General features: G+C 61.5%; 18 protein-coding genes. 14 read left to right on the top strand and 4 right to left on the bottom strand.

The genetic code is table 11. The features are described from left to right. Positions 1-24 precede the first annotated feature (24 nt). The 3 genes from EOE18_RS12105 to EOE18_RS12095 are packed head-to-tail and all read left to right on the top strand — an operon-like array spanning position 25 to position 2,685. Entirely contained in the window at positions 25-246 is a 222-nt protein-coding gene (locus EOE18_RS12105) for a hypothetical protein (RefSeq protein WP_127709875.1), read from the top strand. Beyond that, positions 239-1,612 (top strand): putative O-glycosylation ligase, exosortase A system-associated, encoded by a 1,374-nt coding sequence (locus tag EOE18_RS12100; protein WP_127709873.1) that lies wholly within the window; start codon positions 239-241, stop codon positions 1,610-1,612. Before EOE18_RS12105 ends, EOE18_RS12100 begins: the two co-directional genes overlap by 8 nt. Continuing rightward, positions 1,609-2,685 carry an acyltransferase family protein gene (locus tag EOE18_RS12095; RefSeq protein WP_127709871.1) on the top strand — a complete coding sequence of 359 codons (1,077 nt, stop codon included), beginning with the start codon at positions 1,609-1,611 and terminating at the stop codon, positions 2,683-2,685. The genes EOE18_RS12100 and EOE18_RS12095 overlap by 4 nt, the downstream gene beginning before the upstream one ends. A gap of 17 nt (positions 2,686-2,702) precedes the next feature. Here the strand turns inward: EOE18_RS12095 and EOE18_RS12090 are convergent, their stop codons facing one another. After that, a complete protein-coding gene (locus tag EOE18_RS12090; RefSeq protein ID WP_127709869.1) occupies positions 2,703-3,944 on the bottom strand; it encodes a polyhydroxyalkanoate depolymerase in 1,242 nt (413 codons plus the stop codon). 188 nt (positions 3,945-4,132) lie between these two features. On the opposite strand from EOE18_RS12090, the gene EOE18_RS12085 reads away from it, so the two are divergent. From EOE18_RS12085 to EOE18_RS12050, 8 genes are all read left to right on the top strand, one after another. After that, positions 4,133-5,974: an ABC transporter transmembrane domain-containing protein gene (locus EOE18_RS12085; protein WP_127709867.1), complete on the top strand. Its 1,842-nt coding sequence runs from the start codon at positions 4,133-4,135 to the stop codon at positions 5,972-5,974. Between the two features lie 58 nt (positions 5,975-6,032). Then, positions 6,033-6,848 carry an undecaprenyl-diphosphate phosphatase gene (locus EOE18_RS12080; protein WP_127709865.1) on the top strand — a complete coding sequence of 272 codons (816 nt, stop codon included), beginning with the start codon at positions 6,033-6,035 and terminating at the stop codon, positions 6,846-6,848. A 175-nt stretch (positions 6,849-7,023) separates the two neighbouring features. Further along, positions 7,024-7,191: a 50S ribosomal protein L33 gene (gene rpmG, locus EOE18_RS12075; RefSeq protein ID WP_008831595.1), complete on the top strand. Its 168-nt coding sequence runs from the start codon at positions 7,024-7,026 to the stop codon at positions 7,189-7,191. Positions 7,192-7,260: 69 nt separating this feature from the next. Beyond that, a complete protein-coding gene (locus EOE18_RS12070) occupies positions 7,261-7,962 on the top strand; it encodes a LolA family protein (RefSeq protein ID WP_246027420.1) in 702 nt (233 codons plus the stop codon). A 364-nt stretch (positions 7,963-8,326) separates the two neighbouring features. Continuing rightward, entirely contained in the window at positions 8,327-9,115 is a 789-nt protein-coding gene (locus tag EOE18_RS12065; protein ID WP_127709863.1) for an exodeoxyribonuclease III, read from the top strand. Beyond that, positions 9,115-10,170 (top strand): GTP cyclohydrolase II, encoded by a 1,056-nt coding sequence (ribA, locus tag EOE18_RS12060; protein ID WP_127709861.1) that lies wholly within the window; start codon positions 9,115-9,117, stop codon positions 10,168-10,170. The genes EOE18_RS12065 and ribA overlap by 1 nt, the downstream gene beginning before the upstream one ends. 45 nt (positions 10,171-10,215) lie before the next feature. After that, complete coding sequence (locus tag EOE18_RS12055; RefSeq protein ID WP_127709859.1) at positions 10,216-10,671, top strand: hypothetical protein; 456 nt, start codon at positions 10,216-10,218, stop codon at positions 10,669-10,671. Further along, entirely contained in the window at positions 10,668-11,378 is a 711-nt protein-coding gene (locus EOE18_RS12050) for an HTTM domain-containing protein (RefSeq protein WP_127709857.1), read from the top strand. The genes EOE18_RS12055 and EOE18_RS12050 overlap by 4 nt, the downstream gene beginning before the upstream one ends. Before the next feature lie 56 nt (positions 11,379-11,434). On the opposite strand, the gene EOE18_RS12045 is transcribed toward EOE18_RS12050, so the two are convergent. The 3 genes from EOE18_RS12045 to EOE18_RS12035 all read right to left on the bottom strand — a co-directional run bounded on the left by EOE18_RS12045 (position 11,435) and on the right by EOE18_RS12035 (position 13,497). Beyond that, positions 11,435-11,962: a hypothetical protein gene (locus EOE18_RS12045; RefSeq protein WP_127709855.1), complete on the bottom strand. Its 528-nt coding sequence runs from the start codon at positions 11,960-11,962 to the stop codon at positions 11,435-11,437. Between the two features lie 152 nt (positions 11,963-12,114). Continuing rightward, positions 12,115-13,104 carry a sulfur carrier protein ThiS gene (gene thiS, locus EOE18_RS12040; protein ID WP_127709853.1) on the bottom strand — a complete coding sequence of 330 codons (990 nt, stop codon included), beginning with the start codon at positions 13,102-13,104 and terminating at the stop codon, positions 12,115-12,117. 18 nt (positions 13,105-13,122) lie between these two features. Continuing rightward, positions 13,123-13,497, bottom strand: a complete 375-nt coding sequence (locus tag EOE18_RS12035) for a MerC domain-containing protein (RefSeq protein WP_127709851.1) — start codon at positions 13,495-13,497, stop codon at positions 13,123-13,125. A gap of 168 nt (positions 13,498-13,665) precedes the next feature. Between EOE18_RS12035 and EOE18_RS12030 the strand changes: the two genes are divergently transcribed. The 3 genes from EOE18_RS12030 (at position 13,666) to rpsI (ending at position 16,065) form a co-directional block, all read left to right on the top strand. Continuing rightward, complete coding sequence (locus EOE18_RS12030; protein WP_127709849.1) at positions 13,666-14,727, top strand: COX15/CtaA family protein; 1,062 nt, start codon at positions 13,666-13,668, stop codon at positions 14,725-14,727. 379 nt (positions 14,728-15,106) lie between these two features. Next, positions 15,107-15,586, top strand: coding sequence for a 50S ribosomal protein L13 (gene rplM / locus EOE18_RS12025; RefSeq protein WP_127709847.1), 480 nt, complete (start codon positions 15,107-15,109; stop codon positions 15,584-15,586). After that, positions 15,586-16,065, top strand: a complete 480-nt coding sequence (gene rpsI / locus EOE18_RS12020; protein WP_127709845.1) for a 30S ribosomal protein S9 — start codon at positions 15,586-15,588, stop codon at positions 16,063-16,065. Before rplM ends, rpsI begins: the two co-directional genes overlap by 1 nt. Positions 16,066-16,984: the final 919 nt, after the last annotated feature.

The following is a 16,984-nucleotide window of genomic DNA, read 5'->3' as shown; positions in this document are numbered from 1 at the left end:
GGCCACACAGGAAAGGGGGCCCGCATGATCGACTTTTTCGCGCTGGGCGTTACCCATGCGCTGCTGCTGCTGGCGGCATTCCGCCTGCTCTCGCGCAAGGATCTGGACCATGTCCCGCGTGAGGAACAGCCCGGCGGCGCCCCCTCCTCCATTCCCAAATTAAGCCGCCATGTCCCGCAAAGGCCGCAAGCGCGGCGCATGGCACCAAGCCTGAAACGCCGCGAGTCCCACCGCCCCGATGCGTGACATATTCCTATCCCTGTTCATGCTCGCCTTTTTGTTGGCGGGCCTGCGCCGGCCCTTTGTCTGGGTGCTGGCCTATCTCTATGTCGACATTCTGGCGCCGCAAAAGATCTCCTATGGCCTGCTCAGCCATGTGCCGCTCTCGCTGCTGGTGTTCTTTCTGGCCGTGGTCGGCTGGGTGTTTTTCGACAACAAAATGGGCAGCCGCGCCTCGATGCGACAGGGGATTATGGTCCTGTTGCTGGCCTATTGCTTTTTGACCACCCAGACCGCCGATTTCCCCGATCCGGCAGCGGCCAAATGGGCATGGGTGTGGAAATCGCTGGTTTTTGCCATTTTCCTGCCTTTCACCCTGCGTACACCCTTGCGCATAGAGGCTGCAGCGCTGGTGATGGTGATGGCGGCGGGCGCGCTGATCATTGACGGCGGGGTCAAGACGCTGGCCGGTGGCGGGGGCTATGGCGAACTGGCCTTTTTCATCAATGATAACACCGGCCTTTATGAAGCCTCGACGCTGGCCTGTGTGGCGATTGCCATCATCCCGCTGATCCTGTGGCTGGGCAAGAATGGGACGATCTTTCCACCCGACTGGCGCACGAAACTGTTCTCCTATGCGCTGACCTTTTCCGCTTTGTTGATCCCTGTGGGTACCGAGGCGCGCACTGGCCTGCTTTGCGCAGGGCTACTGGCGGTGCTGATGATGCGCTCGGTACGCTATCGCTGGCTCTATCTGGCCGGTTTGGCGCTGGCGGGGCTGGCGGTGCAGCCCTTGCTGCCCTCCAGTTTTTCCAGCCGCATGGGCACGATCGAGAACAACAAGGCCGACCAATCCGCCTCCACCCGCCTTGCGGTGTGGAAATGGACGCTGTCCTATGCGGGCGATCATCCCTTTGGCGGGGGTTTTGATTCCTATCGCGGCAACAAACTGGTGGTGAACACCAAGCAGGAGGAAGGCAGCGGCGCCACCGTACAGGTCAATAGCAACAAGATTGTCGATGCAGGCCGCGCCTTCCACTCGGCCTATTTCGAAATGCTGGGCGAACAGGGCTGGCCGGGCCTGGCGCTGTGGCTGATCCTGCAAATCAGCGGCTTGCTGCAACTCGAAGCCATCCGCCGCCGCCTTCGCAAGAGCGAAGGTGCGCAGGACCGGCGCGATGCCGATCTAGCGCTGGCGCTGCAACAGGGGCATCTGGTCTATCTGCTGGGCGCAGCCTTTGTCGGCATCGCCTATCAGCCCTTCATCTATATGCTGATCGCGTTGCAAATCGCGCTGGTGCAGCAGGTGCGCCGCCGTACCGAAATGCGGCTGAACCCGCTGGCCCGCCGCGTGGTGGTGGCGCGGCCGCATTCTATGCCTGACGTGGCATGAGGAGCGCGAAACCCGCCCAATTTGCGGCCCTGACCGGCCTGCGCGGGCTGGCGGCTTGGCTGGTGGTCTTGTTCCACACCCGCCTTGCGCTTGGGCCTTTGCTGCCGCCTTGGGCGATGCTGGCGGCGGGCAAGGGCTATCTGGCGGTGGACTTGTTCTTCATCCTGTCGGGCTTTGTCATCTGGCACTCCTATGCCGATAGTTTGCAGGCCGAGGCGCGGCGGGGACAGATTCTTGGGGCGGCCCTGCGTTTCTGGTGGCGCAGACTAGCGCGGATCTGGCCACTGCATGGGGTGATGCTGGCGGCTTGCGCAGGGCTGGCGCTGCTGTTGCTGGCCACGGGGCGTCCGGCGCCGCGTTATCCTTGGGCAGAACTGCCCCTCCACCTGCTCTTGATGCAGAACTGGGGCTTTACCGCCGAGCTTAGCTGGAACGATCCGGCATGGTCGATCTCCTGCGAAATGGCGGCCACATGGCTGTTCCCGCTACTGGTGCTGGTGCCTTGGGGTCGGCTGCCGCGTTGGGCCTTGGGGCTGATCGGGCTGATGTTGCTCGCACTGCTCTGGGCCTATTTCTATGTGGAGACAGGGGGCATGCTGGGGCGGGATGTGACCCGCACCGGATTGTTGCGCTGTTTGCTGGAATTCTGGCTGGGCAATGGTTTGCGAATTGTCTGGGGCTTGGGGCTAGGCTCTGGCTGGTTGCCCGCGCTTGCGGCACTGACCTTGCCCATGGCGAGCATCACTTTGGGCTGGGAAGAGGCCGCTTTCGTGCCCGCCACCATGGCCGCACTGATTCTCTGTCTGGCGCGCGAACAGGTCTGGCTGCCGCTGCGCTGGCTGGGGGCCGATGTGCTACATTGGCTGGGCGAGATCAGCTATGCCACCTATCTATCGCATTTCCTGATCTTTGTGCTGTTTAAACTAGCCTTTGTGCACAGCATGGCAGGCGGCGAACCGCGCATCAGCTGGTGCCAATGGGTGGCCTATTTAATGCTGGTGCTGGCCGCGTCCCACATTCTGCATCGGGCCATAGAAAAACCGGCCCAGCGCTGGCTGAACCGGTTGATCTGAACACTGGGACGTTGGGTTCAACGCTTGGCGTGCTGGGCCATCCATGCTTCCAGCACCGGCGCGATGCGGTTGCGCCATTTGCTGCCGTTGAAAATGCCGTAATGGCCCACGCCCTCCGCCAGCAGATACTGCTTGTGGCTGTCGGGCAGATTATGCGCCAGTTTCAGCGCGGCCTTGGTCTGGCCGATGCCCGAAATATCGTCGCGTTCACCCTCGACCGCCAAGAGCGCGGTATCCTTGATCCCGCCCAGATCGATCACCGCCCCGCGATGGACAAATTCGCCCTTGGGCAGCGAATGCTTCTGGAACACATGCTCGATGGTTTGCAGATAGAATTCCGCCGTCATGTCGCAGACGCTGCGATATTCCTCGTAAAAACTCTTGCTGGCATCCGCGCTTTCGCCATCGCCCGCCACCAGATGGCGGAACATCTGCCAATGGCTCATCATATGGCTTTGCAGGTTCATGCTCATGAAACCGGCCAATTGCAGGAAACCGGGGTAAACCTCGCGCCCCGCGCCGGGATAATGCAGCGGCACGGTGGCAATCACATTATGCTTGAACCAGGGCAGCGGATGGTTGACCGCCACGTCATTGACGCTGGTGGGCGCCTCACGCGTGTCCACCGGCCCGCCCATCATGGTCAGCGTCAGCGGGCGTTGCGGATGGCCATTGGCGCCCATGATCGCCGTGGCGGCATAGGTGGGCACCGAGGGCTGGCACACGGCCAGCACATGGGTGCCTTCATCATTGATATCCTTGCCGGTAAATTCCAGGAAACGGATTACATAGTCGATATAGTCATCAAGATCGAAGCGGCCTTCGGACAAAGGCACCTGACGGGCATCGGCCCAATCGGTGATATAGACCACGCTGCTTTGCACCATACGCGCCACCGTCCCGCGCAACAGCGTAGCATAGTGGCCGCTCATCGGCGCAACAATCAACAGTTTTGGCGCGTCTTTGCCCAATCCAGTATGACTAAAGCGCAGGAGATTGCCGAAAGGGCGCTGCATGACAATCGATTCCGTAACGGAGTAGCTTTCGCCCGCCACCTCTACCGAATCGATTGCAAAGGCGGGCTTGCCCCGCGGCATGGCGGCATGGGCAAACACATCCAGCGCCGAAGCCGCCACCTGCCCCACGCCCAATGCGGACAAGGGATTGGCAGGATTGGACAAAACTTCTGACCAGACCGACGCCATGGCGCTCGCGCCCGACATCAGGCTACGTTGCATCTCATAGGCATTGTACAGCATTTTCTCTTCCCCTGCGCGGAATGACCCGAAAGGCAATTTCTCTTCTTATAACTCATACAATGGCGATGCTGCGGACCAGTTGCAATGGGGCCTTCGGGTAATTACGTGAACATCGGCGCCAGATAGGTGCCAACAACGCTTTGAAAGCCTGTTCCAACGGGCTAAACTTTGGTTTAGGGCCATCCACCATGTCCGCGTCGTCAGCCAACTCGCCCCGCCCCGCCCAAGACGCAAGCCAGAGCGCGGGCGCGGCAGACGCTACAGAACAGGCCAAGCAAGGCAAAAGCCTTGGCCCCCTGCGCATGGTATGGCGCGCGGCGGTGCAATATCCGGGCCGACTGGCGGCGGCAGGCGCGGCGCTGATCGTCACCTCGGCCACCACGGCCAGCGTGCCTTGGGGCTTCCGTCAGGTGGTGGACAAGGGCTTTGCCCGGGGCAGCGATCCGGCGACGATCAATTTCTATTTCGAGCTGCTGATCGGCATGGTGATCCTGCTGGCGATTGGCACGGCGGTGCGCTTTTACAACGTATCCTGGCTGGGTGAGCGCGTGGTGGCCGACATCCGCCTTGCGGTGCAGCGCAACCTGCTGCGCCAGCCCCCCGCCTTTTTCGAGGAAAACAGCCCCAAGGAAATCTCCAGCCGGATGACCTCGGACACCTCGCTGATCGAGCAGGTGGTGGGCACGACCGTTTCGGTGGCCTTGCGCAATCTGATCACCGCGATTGTCGGCGTGGTCATCCTGTTCTTTCTGGCGCCCAAGCTGACCGCGATGCTGGTGATTGCCATTCCGGTGGTGGTCGGTCCCATCGTATGGTTCGGTCGCCGCCTACGCCGCGAATCGCGCTCCAGCCAGGACCGGATCGCCGATATTGGCGCGATGGTGTCCGAAGTGCTGGGCGCGGCCAAAGTGGTGCAAGCCTTCAATCAGGAAACCCGCGAGGCGGAGCGTTTTGCCGGCGCGGTGGAGCGCAGCTTTGAAACCGCCCGCCGCCGCATCACCATCCGTTCAACCATGACCAGCGTGGTGATGGGTCTGGTGTTTGGCGCGCTGGTCCTGCTGATGTGGCGCGGCGCCAATGGCGTGGCCAGCGGCGAGATTTCCGGCGGCATCATCGCGCAATTCGTGCTGACGGGGGCCTTGGTCGCCGGTGCCTTTGGTTCCTTGAGCGAGGTCTATGGCGATCTGGTGCGCGGCGCTGGTGCGGCCAGCCGCCTGTCCGAACTGTTGAGCGAGCGCCCCGCGATTGCCGCGCCTGCCAAGCCCACCGCCCTGCCCAGCCCTGCCCGCGGCGCGCTCAGCTTTGAAAGCGTCACCTTCCGCTATCCCACCCGTCCCGAAGTGCCTGCGCTGGTCGGTTTTGATCTGAAGATCGAGCCGGGCGAGACGGTGGCGATTGTCGGCCCCTCCGGCGCGGGCAAATCCACCATTTTCCAACTGGCCGAGCGTTTCTATGATCCGCAGGGTGGCATCATCAAGCTGGACGGCGTGCCATTGACCCATGCCGACCCTGCCGCAATCCGCGAACGCATGGCGCTGGTGCCGCAGGAAGGCGTGCTGTTCGCCGCCAGCGCCCGCGACAATCTGCGCTATGGCAATTGGGATGCCAGCGACGAGGCGATCTGGGCCGCCGCCCGTGCCGCCAATGCCGAAAGCTTCCTGCGCGAACTGCCCGAAGGCTTGGACACCTTCCTTGGCGAGAATGGCGCCCGCCTGTCGGGCGGCCAGCGCCAGCGCATCGCCATTGCCCGCGCCATCCTGCGCGACGCGCCGATCCTGCTGCTGGACGAGGCCACCAGCGCGCTGGACGCCGAAAGCGAGGCTTTGGTGCAGGAAGCGCTGGAGCATCTGATGCAGGGCCGCACCACTCTGGTCATCGCGCATCGTCTGGCCACGGTGCGTCAGGCCGACCGCATCGTGGTGATGGAAGGTGGGCGCATTGTGGAAGTGGGCCGCCACGAAGACCTCTCCCGCGCGGGCGGCCTTTATGCCCGCCTTGCAAGTTTGCAATTTGACGAGTCGCGCCTGTAAGGTAATCATGTCAGCGACTTAACGGCTATCTGCCTGATAATAAGGACTAAGCTCCCCCATGTCGCTGCTTCTTACCGCGGGCCTGCTCGGCATTGTCGAAGGCTTGACCGAGTTCCTGCCGGTCTCCTCCACCGGCCATCTCATTCTGGCGGCCAAATTCTTTGGCTATGATGATTCGCAATGGGCGGTGTTTGACATTGTCATCCAGCTGGGCGCGATTCTGGCGGTGGTGGTCCATTACTGGCGCACCTTCTGGGCCGTGCTGCAGGGGCTGATCCGGCGCGAGCCTTTGGCGATCCGCTTTCTGGTCAATCTACTGGTGGCCTTCATCCCTGCGGTGGTGCTGGGGCTGATCTTCAAGAAAAAGATCGATGTGCTGTTGGAAAGCCCGATGGTGGTGGCATGGGCGCTGCTGGTGGGCGGTGTAGCGATTCTGGCCATTGAGCGCGTGGTAAAGCCCGGTGAGTATGAAGGGCTGGGCCAGCTATCGACCAAGAAGGCGCTGGGCGTGGGCTTCATGCAATGTCTGGCGATGATTCCGGGCGTGTCGCGTTCGGGCGCCACGATCATGGGCGCGCTGTGCATGGGCATCAACCGCGCCACGGCGGCCGAATTCAGCTTCTTTCTGGCGATACCCACCATGCTGGGCGCCACGGTGCTGCAATTGGCCAGCCATCGCCATGAATTGATGAGCGGCAGCTCGGCGGTGGGCGTCAACGAGATCGCGGTGGGCTTTGTGGTGTCCTTTGTCGTCGCCCTGGCGGTGATCAAGGGCTTTGTGGCCTATGTGGGCCGCCATGGTTTCACCCCTTTTGCCATTTATCGCATTCTGGCAGGCGCTGCGGCGATCTATGCGCTCTCGCATATGGCCTGATACGCAGCTTCTTGCTTGACTCTGGGGCGCTGCTGTCGCAAGGGGCTGCGCTCTTGCAGGGGACGATGGTTAAACCGCTTCCCCCGCCTGTTTGGATTTACTTTGAAAACTTGGTTGTTGCGCCGCCCTCGGGTGGTTGGCTTCGCCGGGTTCGTTGGGAAATAAGGAAAGCACCGTGGCAAAGCCCGCAACCGTCAAGATCCGGCTGGTTTCGACCGCCGACACCGGCTTCTTCTATGTGACCAAGAAGAACCCGCGCAACACGACCGAGAAGTTCTCGTTCAAGAAGTACGATCCCGTTGTGCGCAAGCACGTCGAGTTCAAGGAAGCCAAGATCAAGTAAGCATTGCGCGATTAGGGTTTTTTAGGAATTCAGGGGCGGTTCATCCGCCCGCCGGTTAAAGCATCGGCCGTGAAGCATCTGAAAAACCTTGTCGCGAATCGGGGCGCATCGGCTTTGACCTTTCGTGTAAAGCTGCTGCCGCTCACGCTTACCCATCTGGCCAAGGGGCTGCTGGTTGCGGGACCGGCGGCCCTTTCCTTGTATGCGGCGCCCGCGTGTGCACAGGCCAATGACAGCGATCTGGCCCATGCCGTGGCCGCCCTGCGCGAGATCGAGACTCTGCGCGCCGATTTCACCCAGCGCAGCGAATCGAGCGGCCAACAGGTGAGCGGCACGATCAGCCTGAAGCGCCCGGGCAAGATCCGCTTCCAATATCAGCGCGGCTATCCGGTGTTGATCGTTTCGGACGGCAAGGCTTTGACCATTGTCGATTCGGAAGTGAAGCAGACCCAGCGCTGGCCGATTGGTAAAAGCCCCCTGGGCGCGCTGCTGAACCCGGCCAAAGACGTGATGCAATATGGCAAGCTGATGCCCAGCCCCGACGGGCAAAGCGTGCTGATCCGCGTCGAGGACCGCAGCCACCCCGAATATGGCGTGATGATGATGAGCTTTGCCCGCAAGGTCAGCGCGCCGGGCGGGCTGGAATTGATGGCATGGCAAACCACCGATGCGCAAAATCGCCGCACCACGATTCGTCTGGCGAATCACCGCTATGGCATCCCGCTGGAAGACAGCCTGTTCCGCGTGCTGAACAATTCCTTCGGCCGCTGACCCCGCCGAAACCTGCGTGAAAGGCCCGCCCCACTGGCGGGCTTTTTTATGCGCCCATAACGCCTGCCTGCGACCAATGGACTCTGGCGCGCGACGAATATGCGACAATCTGCGACAATGCTGCCATTCCCATTCATAAGCGGGAAAGCACAGCCCCCCTATACCGGTTCTCGACAGAACGGACGCAAGCGGGTTTCCCCCCTGTTGCCCGCTCTTCACATCAGATCCGTCTGTCAGCGTGACGAACGCAAACCGAACCCTCGCTTCCCTCTGCCCCCGGGAAGCGGGGGTTTTCTTTGTCCGGCATGGCGCGCCGCCCCAAATTCTTTGCCATCTTCTGCGGCCTCCCCTAAAGCCTGCCGCCATGATCTCGATTGCAACATGGAACATCAATTCGGTGCGGCTGCGGATGCCGCTGGTGGAACGCTATCTGGCCGAACATGCGCCCGATGTGCTCTGCCTGCAGGAAATCAAGACGGTGGCCGAACTGTTCCCCGCAGAGGCTTTTGCCGCGCTGGGCTACACCTATCAGGCGGTGCATGGGCAAAAGGGCTATCACGGCGTGGCGACCGTCAGCCGCATTCCCATCACCGAAGTGAGCCGCCACGATTGGCAAGCCAATGGCGAGGCGCGCCATGTGGGCGTGCGGATCGATGGCTGCGGCGTGGAATTGCACAATGTCTATATCCCCGCCGGTGGCGACGAGCCCGACCGCGAGGTGAACCCCAAATTCGGCCAGAAGCTGGATTTTCTGGCCCGCATGACCGATTGGGCGAGCGCGATTGACCAGCCCACCATCATCTGCGGCGATTTCAACATTGCCCCGCTGGAAAGCGATGTGTGGAGCCACAAGGCTTTGCTCAAGGTCGTCAGCCATACGCCGATCGAGGTGGAAACCTTGGCCGCGTTTCAGGCGGCGCATGGCTTTGTCGATGTGGGCCGCCAATTGATCCCCGCGCCTGAACGCTCCTATTCATGGTGGTCCTATCGCGCCAAGGATTGGCGGGCCAATGACAAGGGCCGCCGTCTGGACCATATCTGGGCCTCGCCCGATGTGGCCGCCAAGGCCAGCGCCCATCGCGTGTTTGAAGACGCACGCGATTGGGAAAAATGTTCGGACCATGTGCCGCTCATCACGGAGTTTGATCTCTGATGCAGGCCGAAGGTTCGCGCAAGGTTGCGCTGGCGCTGGATGCGCTGCGCCATGGCTGGGCGATTGCCATCGGGCCATGGGTGCTGCTGCCCGCCGAAACCGGCTTTGGCGGGGATGTGCTTTCGGGCCAGATGCTGATCTCGGCTGCGCGCGCCGCCACGTTGAAACTGGCCAACCAGCGCGACGCGGCAGAGCCCGAAGCTCCGGTGCTGATCCATGGGGCAGAGGCGTTTGACCTGCCTCTGGCCCGCGCCATTGCCGATCCGGCGCTCGATCTGGCCACGCCGATGAAGGGCCCTTTCCGCGCTTTGCCGATTGCCGATCTGCCTGCAGCGGTGGCAGCGCTGGAACTGGCGCGATTGGCGGGGGTTTTGCCCGCTTTCCTGCTGGATGCCAAAGGCGTCGAACCGGCGGTCACGCTGGCGCCGGAGGATCTGGAAGATTTCAAAGACCCGCGCCATCTGGCCATAGCCAGCCGCGCGCGCCTGCCAGTTTCGGTTTGCGACAGCGCACAGATTGTTGCCTTCCGCAGCCGTGATGATCTGCGCGAGCACGTTGCGCTGGTGCTGGGTAGCCAGAATGCCGACCGGCCGCCTTTGGTGCGCCTGCATTCCGAATGCCTGACCGGCGACGTGTTGGGCAGTTTGAAATGCGATTGCGGGCCGCAGCTTGATGCCGCTCTTGCCGCCATGGCGCAGGAGGCCAATCAGGGCGGCTGGGGCATCCTGCTCTATCTGCGACAGGAAGGGCGCGGGATCGGCCTCATCAACAAGCTGCGCGCCTATCAATTGCAGGATCAGGGTTTTGACACGGTGGATGCCAACACCCGCCTTGGCCTGCCCAATGAGGCACGCGATTTCCCCGTCGCGGCGCGCATGCTGGACTTGCTGGGCGTGGGCGCGATCAGGTTGATGACCAACAATCCTGCCAAGGTGGCGGTGCTGCAATCGGTGGGTGTCAACGTGCTGGAGCGCGTGCCCCACGCCCTGCCCGCCAATCCGCATAATGAACGCTATCTGGCCACCAAGCGCGACCGTTCCGGACATTTCCTGTAATAAAACCTATAGCGCGGACGTTGGGCCTGCGCTGTAATCGCCCGCGTGATCATCCGCCTGATTCAGCCTGTTTTCAAAAGCCTTGCGCTGGTGCTGCCTGCGCTGATCCCGTCATGGCGGTTCTTTGATGCGGTTTCGGCCTCGCCGCGGCTCGATTATGTGCTGTTGGCCAAGCAAACTGACGATAGCGCGGATTGGCGCCCCTTCCGCCCGCGCCCTGAGCGGCTGACCTTCCCCGCCATGCTGCGCCGTATGCTGTGGAATGCCGAGCGTAACGAGAGCCTGTTTCTGGTCAGTTGCAGCGAAAGGCTGGTGCAAAACCCCACCGCGCATAGCCAGAGCGAGATCCTGCGCCGGATCGCCCGCCATCTGGCCCCGCAGGCCGATGCCACGCCTTTCCTGCAAGTGCGCCTGCGCTTTGTCCTGCCCGATGAGGATGGCGCGCTGAACAGCCATGTCGCCTATCTCTCGCCCGTGCTGGCGGTGAAGGATCTGCTGTGACACTCGACGGCGCAATGCAACTCACCACGCTGATGATGGGCATGGCTTTCATCCAGCAGAGCCTTGAACACTTGCGCCCTGCGGCAAGGCCAGCGGAAAGGCTGCTGTTTGTCCCGCGCCTTATGCTCAGCGCGCTTCTGGTGGGCGCGGCCTTAGGCCTGCCAATACCGCCGTTATGGCTACTGGCCATGTTGCTGGTGAACCATATGGTGATCCTGCATTTCTTTGCAGGCCCCTATAATGGCGGGTACGACCGGATGAGCCTGCTGATCCTGCTCTGCCTCACCGCCGCCCATGCCATGCCGCAGCACCGCGAGCTGGCCTTCGGCTATCTGGGCGCGCAGCTCACCCTGTCCTATTTCATCTCCGGTTGGGTGAAAGTGGTGAACCCTGCCTGGCGCAATGGGCAAGCCCTGCGCGATGTATTCCGCTTCTCCGCCTATCCTGCGGGGGAGAATATTCGTGGCTGGGCGCAGCACCCGCGCCTGTTGCTGGCGATGGGTTGGGCGGTGATGGTGTTTGAGCTGGCCTTCCCGCTCGCTCTGGCCACGCGCCCCACGCTGATCCTCGCGCTGGTGATCGCCGCCACCTTCCACGGCGCCAATGCCTGCCTGTTCGGCCTCAACCGCTTCTTCTGGATCTGGCTCTGCGCCTACCCTTCCATCCTGTGGTTGCAGGAGAGGGTTGTTTTCCCGCTACTCCCTTAAACAAAAACGGCGCCCATCACAGGCGCCGCTTTGCTCTGACCAAGCTTTGAAAAATCTCAAGCCGCTTCCTTGTCCACCCATTCGGGATAAAAGGCCGGTTCGCGGGTGGACCAGCCCTGCGCGGTGGCAGCCGCCTCGCTGATCGATTGCAACAGCTTCTTGCGGCGGTCCGGCTTGATATGCGGCAGGGCGGCGGCGGCGCAGAAAGCGCTGGGCAGCCAAGGACGCACATCGGCACCCAACAGGCGTTCATACAGGAAGCGATAGGCGGAAAAGCCGGTCAGCTTTTCCTGCGACAGATCGAAAGCGGTCAGCCGCACGATCTTGCCCATATAGGTTTCCAGCGCGTCGAAACTGCCCTCGCTGGGCTTTTCCCCGCGCAGCGATTTCAGATCCTGATAGACGGCATATTGGCTGCGGATGCTGGCGCTTTCGGCCGCATCGCGCGCCCATAGTTTGAAAGCGTCCTGACGGCCCAGCCCGACATCAAGGCTGCGCTTGATGTAACGCTGCTCGCAGGGGGTGAAGCCCGCAAATTCGCGCAATTCCGCGATTGCCAGCGTCGCCATTCCCGTATTCGCCATTGTCATCAATCCCCAAGCAAGGCCCCCGCTGGGCCGTGCCTGAGGTTTCGCCCGAATCGCGTTGCGATGGCGTTAACCATACATCGGGGAAACACGGAGTTGCGCCAGTTAACTATGGCGAAAAACCCCGGTTTCGGACCTAATGCGAAGGCTCAGATCAGACCGGCCAGCGGGCTGCTGGGATCGGCATATTTGCGCGTGGCCATGCGCCCTGCCAGATAGGCCTCACGCCCGCCTTCCACCGCCAGACGCATCGCACGGGCCATGCGGATCGGGTCTTTCGCCTCGGCAATGGCGGTGTTCATCAACACGCCATCCACGCCCAGCTCCATCGCCACCGCCGCATCCGAAGCCGTGCCCACGCCCGCATCCACCAGCACGGGAACCTTGGCGCCTTCGACAATCAGGCGGATGGTCACGCGGTTCTGGATACCAAGGCCACTGCCGATCGGCGCGCCCAAAGGCATGATCGCCACCGCGCCCGCTTCTTCCAATTGCTTGGCGGCAATCGGATCGTCCACGCAGTAAACCATCGGCGCAAAGCCTTCCTTGGCCAGCACTTCGGTGGCTTTGAGCGTCTCGCGCATATCGGGGTAAAGCGTGCGCGCCTCGCCCAAAACTTCCAGCTTCACCAGATCCCAACCGCCCGCCTCGCGCGCCAGACGCAGGGTGCGGATGGCATCATCGGCGGTAAAGCAACCGGCGGTGTTGGGCAGATAGGTGACCTTTTTGGGGTCGATAAAATCGGTCAGCATCGGCGCGCTGGGGTCCGACACATTCACGCGGCGCACGGCAACCGTCACCATTTCCGCGCCCGAAGCCTCCAAAGCGGCGGCGTTTTGGGCAAAGTCCTTATACTTGCCGGTGCCCACAATCAGGCGCGACCGGAAAGTACGCCCCGCCACGGTCCAGGTGTCATCAGGCGTCACGTCGCCACCTCCCACAAAATGCACGATTTCCAATTCATCCCCATCGGCCAAAGCCACCTGCGCCAAAGTGCTGCGCGGCACGATCACGCGGTTACGCTCCACCGCCACCTTGGCAGGGTTGAGCCCGATGTCGGCCACCAGATCGGCCACGGAGGCGCCCGCCGCGATGCTGCGCGGATCACCATTGACGGTAAGGGAGATTTTGTCAGCCATGGGCAGCCCCATGAACCTTCAATGCGCGCCGCGCAAGTTCCGGATATGGGCAAAGGCCAGCAGAATAACGCCCGGAACCGTGGCGGCCACCTCGGCCAGCCCATGCGGCACCACCAGCCCCAGCGCCATCAGCCCCAGCCCCAGCGCGCCCAGCAGCAAGGGCAGCCTTTGCCCATGGCGCGCCACGCCAAAGCCCAGACCCAAGGCGCCAACGGCAATGGCTACCACCAGCCCCACCTCGTGAAAGCGCGGGTCCAGCAGCACGCCCCCGCCCAGCCCCAGCAGCGACACCAGCACCAGCCCTGACACGCAATGCACAAGGCACAGCGCGGACAGCAGCACACCGGCATGATCCAGCTTGGCGCGAATCGAGGCGAAGGGGTTTCCGATCATCACCCGCCCCATGTATGTAACAATGTATCATCACGCAAGAGGCAAGCTCCGCTATTTTGCACAAGGCCCCGAACATAACCGCAGCCTTTGCCCCTGCGCCGCCCTTGTCCTGCGCGAAATTTACCACCATGCTTGGGGCAACTATCTATCGAGTGAAAGCGCCAACCCATGCCCCATTACCGCCCCTCTACCGCAAAGCCGCTGGCTGTGGCGCGCTGGCTATGGGTGGTGGCCGCGATGGTGCTGGGCATTGTGGTGGTGGGCGGCATCACGCGGCTGACCGAATCGGGGGTGTCCATCACCGAGTGGAAACCGGTCAGCGGCACGCTGCCTCCGCTTACCCAAGGGGCGTGGGAAGAGGAATTCGCCAAATATCGCGCCACGCCGCAATATATCCTGATCAATGGTCCGGCGGGCATGACGCTGGAAACCTACAAGAGCATCTTCTTCTGGGAATGGGTGCATCGCCTGCTGGCGCGCAGCATCGGGCTGGTATTTGCCGCGCCGATGTTGCTGTTCTGGCTGCGCGGACAGATCCCTGCGGGTTACAAGCCGCGCCTGATGGCTTTGCTGGCTTTGGGCGCTTTGCAGGGCGCGGTGGGCTGGTGGATGGTCAAATCAGGCATCGCGCAGGATGTGAAAGTCAGCCATCTGCGCCTTGCCACCCATCTGGGTGTGGCGCTGTTCACGCTGGCGGGGCTGGTATGGACCGCGCTGGATTTACAGGCGCTGGCGCGGGGCAAAGCCCGTTCGCGGCTGACCGGCCTTGGCGCGCTGGCGGGGCTGGCTCTGGCACTGCAATTGATCTGGGGCGCCTTTATGGCTGGCCTGCGCGCGGGCCATGTCGCGCAGGACTGGCCTTTGATGAATGGCGCAATCTGGCCCGGTGCCACGCAAAGCGGCCGCGGATTTGTCGAGGCGCTGACCTATGATCCGGCGATTGTCCATTTCCTGCACCGCTGGTTCGCCTTGGCGGTGCTGATCGCGGTGGTGGTGGTTGCGCGGCGACTCAAAGCCATCGGCGCCCGACCTGCCAGCATCGCGCTGCATTCGGCGGTGGGCACGCAAATCCTGTTGGGCATTGCCACGGTGATGACCGGCGTTTCGCTGCATATTGCCGTTACCCATCAATTGGTGGGGGCGCTTTTGGTGGTCGCCATGGTGTGGAGCCTGCACTGTCTGGGCGCGCCGCAATCGGGGACGCAGGGGGATTTTTCGCGCAAGGGATAAATTCCTGCGGAACCAAATTTGGCCTTAAAGCGTTGATAGGACGACAAACGAAGCCCTTTGCGGTCGCGGCCTAACTTATGGCCCGTTTGTCGGCACCTCTATGCCTGCTCTCGCGCGCCGCGCCGAAAGACCACTCGGCGGCCGATCCCCCTCTGAAGGCGCATCGTGAGCCGGCATAGGGGCTGCCACGAAAGTCGCAATGCCTGCGCGGTATTATTTTACCTTACGTCAAAAGCGCCGGAAACCTTGACTCTGGAACCCCTTTCCAACATTAGGCGCGCAATCCCCCGCTTGGGGTCTGTGCCGATTCCGGCGCGGCCAAGGCGGGGATTGCTGTTCATAGGGGCCAAGCCCCCTGACTTGACGGGAACTCAAAGCCATGAAGGCTCTTTCCAAGGTCACGCAGTCGATCAAACCGGCTGACGTGGAAAAGAAGTGGCATCTGATCGATGCCGAAGGTCTGGTGCTCGGTCGTCTGGCCGTGATCATCGCCAACACGCTGCGCGGCAAGCACAAGCCGAGCTTCACGCCCCACGTCGATTGCGGTGACCATGTTGTGGTCATCAACGCCGACAAGGTGCGTCTGACCGGCAACAAGCTGAAGAACAAGGTGTACTACAAGCACACCGGTTATGCTGGCGGTATCAAGGAAGTGACCGCTGCCAAGGTTCTGGAAGGCCGCTTCCCCGAGCGCGTTCTGGAAAAGGCTGTGGAACGCATGATTCCGCGTGGTCCTCTGGGCCGTGCGCAAATGCGCGCCCTGCACCTCTATGCTGGCGCCGAGCATCCCCATGGTGGCACCCAGCCCCAGCCGCTCGATGTCGCTGCTCGTAACCGCAAGAACAAGGTTGGCGCGTAATGTCCGATAGCATCAACAACCTCGCCGATCTGGCCGAAACCAGCGCTCCTGCCGCTCCTGCCGCCCCCCTGCGCGAACGCGAAGTCGACGCCCAGGGCCGCGCCTATGCCACCGGCCGTCGTAAGGACGCCGTGGCCCGCGTGTGGATCAAGCCCGGCACCGGCAAGATCACCGTCAATGGCCGCGATCAGGAAGTGTATTTCGCACGTCCTACCCTGCGTCTCGTGATCAACCAGCCCTTTGGCGTTGCTGACCGTTCGGGCGCCTATGACGTGGTTTGCACCGTCAAGGGTGGCGGCCTGTCGGGTCAGGCTGGCGCTGTGAAGCATGGCATCAGCCAGGCTCTGGCCAAGTTCGAACCCGCTCTGCGTGGCGCTGTAAAGGCTGCCGGCTTCCTGACCCGCGACCCCCGCGTCGTGGAACGCAAGAAGTATGGCCGTGCCAAGGCACGCCGCAGCTTCCAGTTCTCGAAGCGTTAATCACGCTTCGGCTGGCAGTTCTCGAAGCGCCAATCACGCTTCGTACTGGTGCGAAAACAAAGAGGCGGTCCGGAAACGGGCCGCCTCTTTTGTGGCCGGTTTGACATAGCGCTAGAGTTTTCCACAATTACGGCCCATCAAATTGTCTTTTCATTGAAAAAGCAAGAGCGTGTATGCCAATTTTGGGACATAGCGAAAAAAATCAGACATATTCCGTCCACCACCTAAATCGCATCTATACAGCTGTGGAAGCGTTACGAGGCGTTCACCTACCAAACGAGAAATTGCTAGACGACATTTTGAGCGCGGCTGACGCATTGGAACTGCTTGCATCAACGAGACACGCGGGATGCTCGGCGGCCGAGGCCGCTGTCTCAGCGTGGACGAACGGGCTGATCAATCAACACTACGACGCGAGTTATGATGTCCTCTCAGGAAATGGAGCGCAGCTCGAAGTTAAGTTCAGCAAGCTCAATCAACCAAATAAAAATAGCCGCAATATGCGATGGAATTGGACTAACATTCTTGTAAACTCATCGGATTTTAAAAATCCTACGAATATCTAATAATCGCTGGACAATTCGATGGCAGGTTTTCCCATGAATACCCTATTCCTGACGAAAGATATGCAACCTTCGTCATTCCAAGAAATCATGTAGAAAATCATCGCTCCGAAATCAGACTCTCACCTGCGGCGAGGGGAACAATCGCTTTATCAACCGACCCAAGCAATCCTCACACTCGTTTCATGATACAGCATTTTGCCAAGTCCAAAGCGGACTTGAAAGCTATCTAGGCAGCGTGGACAAATTTGAGCCAGTATCGGGCGGTGGCGAGATAGACCATCCCGAGGAAGCTGCTGGCCAGTTGGTCATAGCGGGTGGCGATAGCGCGGTTGATTTTGAGATGCCCGAACATG

It is taken from the genome of Novosphingobium umbonatum (assembly GCF_004005905.1).
In the GTDB taxonomy this organism is placed as follows: domain Bacteria; phylum Pseudomonadota; class Alphaproteobacteria; order Sphingomonadales; family Sphingomonadaceae; genus Novosphingobium; species Novosphingobium umbonatum.
The sequence above is the reverse complement of the archived record's forward strand: the minus strand, read 5'-3'. Positions and strand labels throughout refer to the sequence as shown.

What these genes read in the sequence shown, in the direction of transcription:
- EOE18_RS12100 (WP_127709873.1), top strand. Translation starts at nt 239, where the DNA reads ATGCGTGACATATTCCTATCCCTGTTCATGCTCGCCTTTTTGTTGGCG.
- rplM (WP_127709847.1), top strand. Translation starts at nt 15,107, where the DNA reads ATGAAGGCTCTTTCCAAGGTCACGCAGTCGATCAAACCGGCTGACGTG.
- EOE18_RS12065 (WP_127709863.1), top strand. Translation starts at nt 8,327, where the DNA reads ATGATCTCGATTGCAACATGGAACATCAATTCGGTGCGGCTGCGGATG.
- ribA (WP_127709861.1), top strand. Translation starts at nt 9,115, where the DNA reads ATGCAGGCCGAAGGTTCGCGCAAGGTTGCGCTGGCGCTGGATGCGCTG.
- rpsI (WP_127709845.1), top strand. Translation starts at nt 15,586, where the DNA reads ATGTCCGATAGCATCAACAACCTCGCCGATCTGGCCGAAACCAGCGCT.
- EOE18_RS12035 (WP_127709851.1), bottom strand. Translation starts at nt 13,497, where the DNA reads ATGATCGGAAACCCCTTCGCCTCGATTCGCGCCAAGCTGGATCATGCC.
- EOE18_RS12105 (WP_127709875.1), top strand. Translation starts at nt 25, where the DNA reads ATGATCGACTTTTTCGCGCTGGGCGTTACCCATGCGCTGCTGCTGCTG.
- EOE18_RS12080 (WP_127709865.1), top strand. Translation starts at nt 6,033, where the DNA reads ATGTCGCTGCTTCTTACCGCGGGCCTGCTCGGCATTGTCGAAGGCTTG.
- EOE18_RS12095 (WP_127709871.1), top strand. Translation starts at nt 1,609, where the DNA reads ATGAGGAGCGCGAAACCCGCCCAATTTGCGGCCCTGACCGGCCTGCGC.
- EOE18_RS12090 (WP_127709869.1), bottom strand. Translation starts at nt 3,944, where the DNA reads ATGCTGTACAATGCCTATGAGATGCAACGTAGCCTGATGTCGGGCGCG.
- EOE18_RS12030 (WP_127709849.1), top strand. Translation starts at nt 13,666, where the DNA reads ATGCCCCATTACCGCCCCTCTACCGCAAAGCCGCTGGCTGTGGCGCGC.
- EOE18_RS12045 (WP_127709855.1), bottom strand. Translation starts at nt 11,962, where the DNA reads ATGGCGAATACGGGAATGGCGACGCTGGCAATCGCGGAATTGCGCGAA.
- thiS (WP_127709853.1), bottom strand. Translation starts at nt 13,104, where the DNA reads ATGGCTGACAAAATCTCCCTTACCGTCAATGGTGATCCGCGCAGCATC.
- EOE18_RS12085 (WP_127709867.1), top strand. Translation starts at nt 4,133, where the DNA reads ATGTCCGCGTCGTCAGCCAACTCGCCCCGCCCCGCCCAAGACGCAAGC.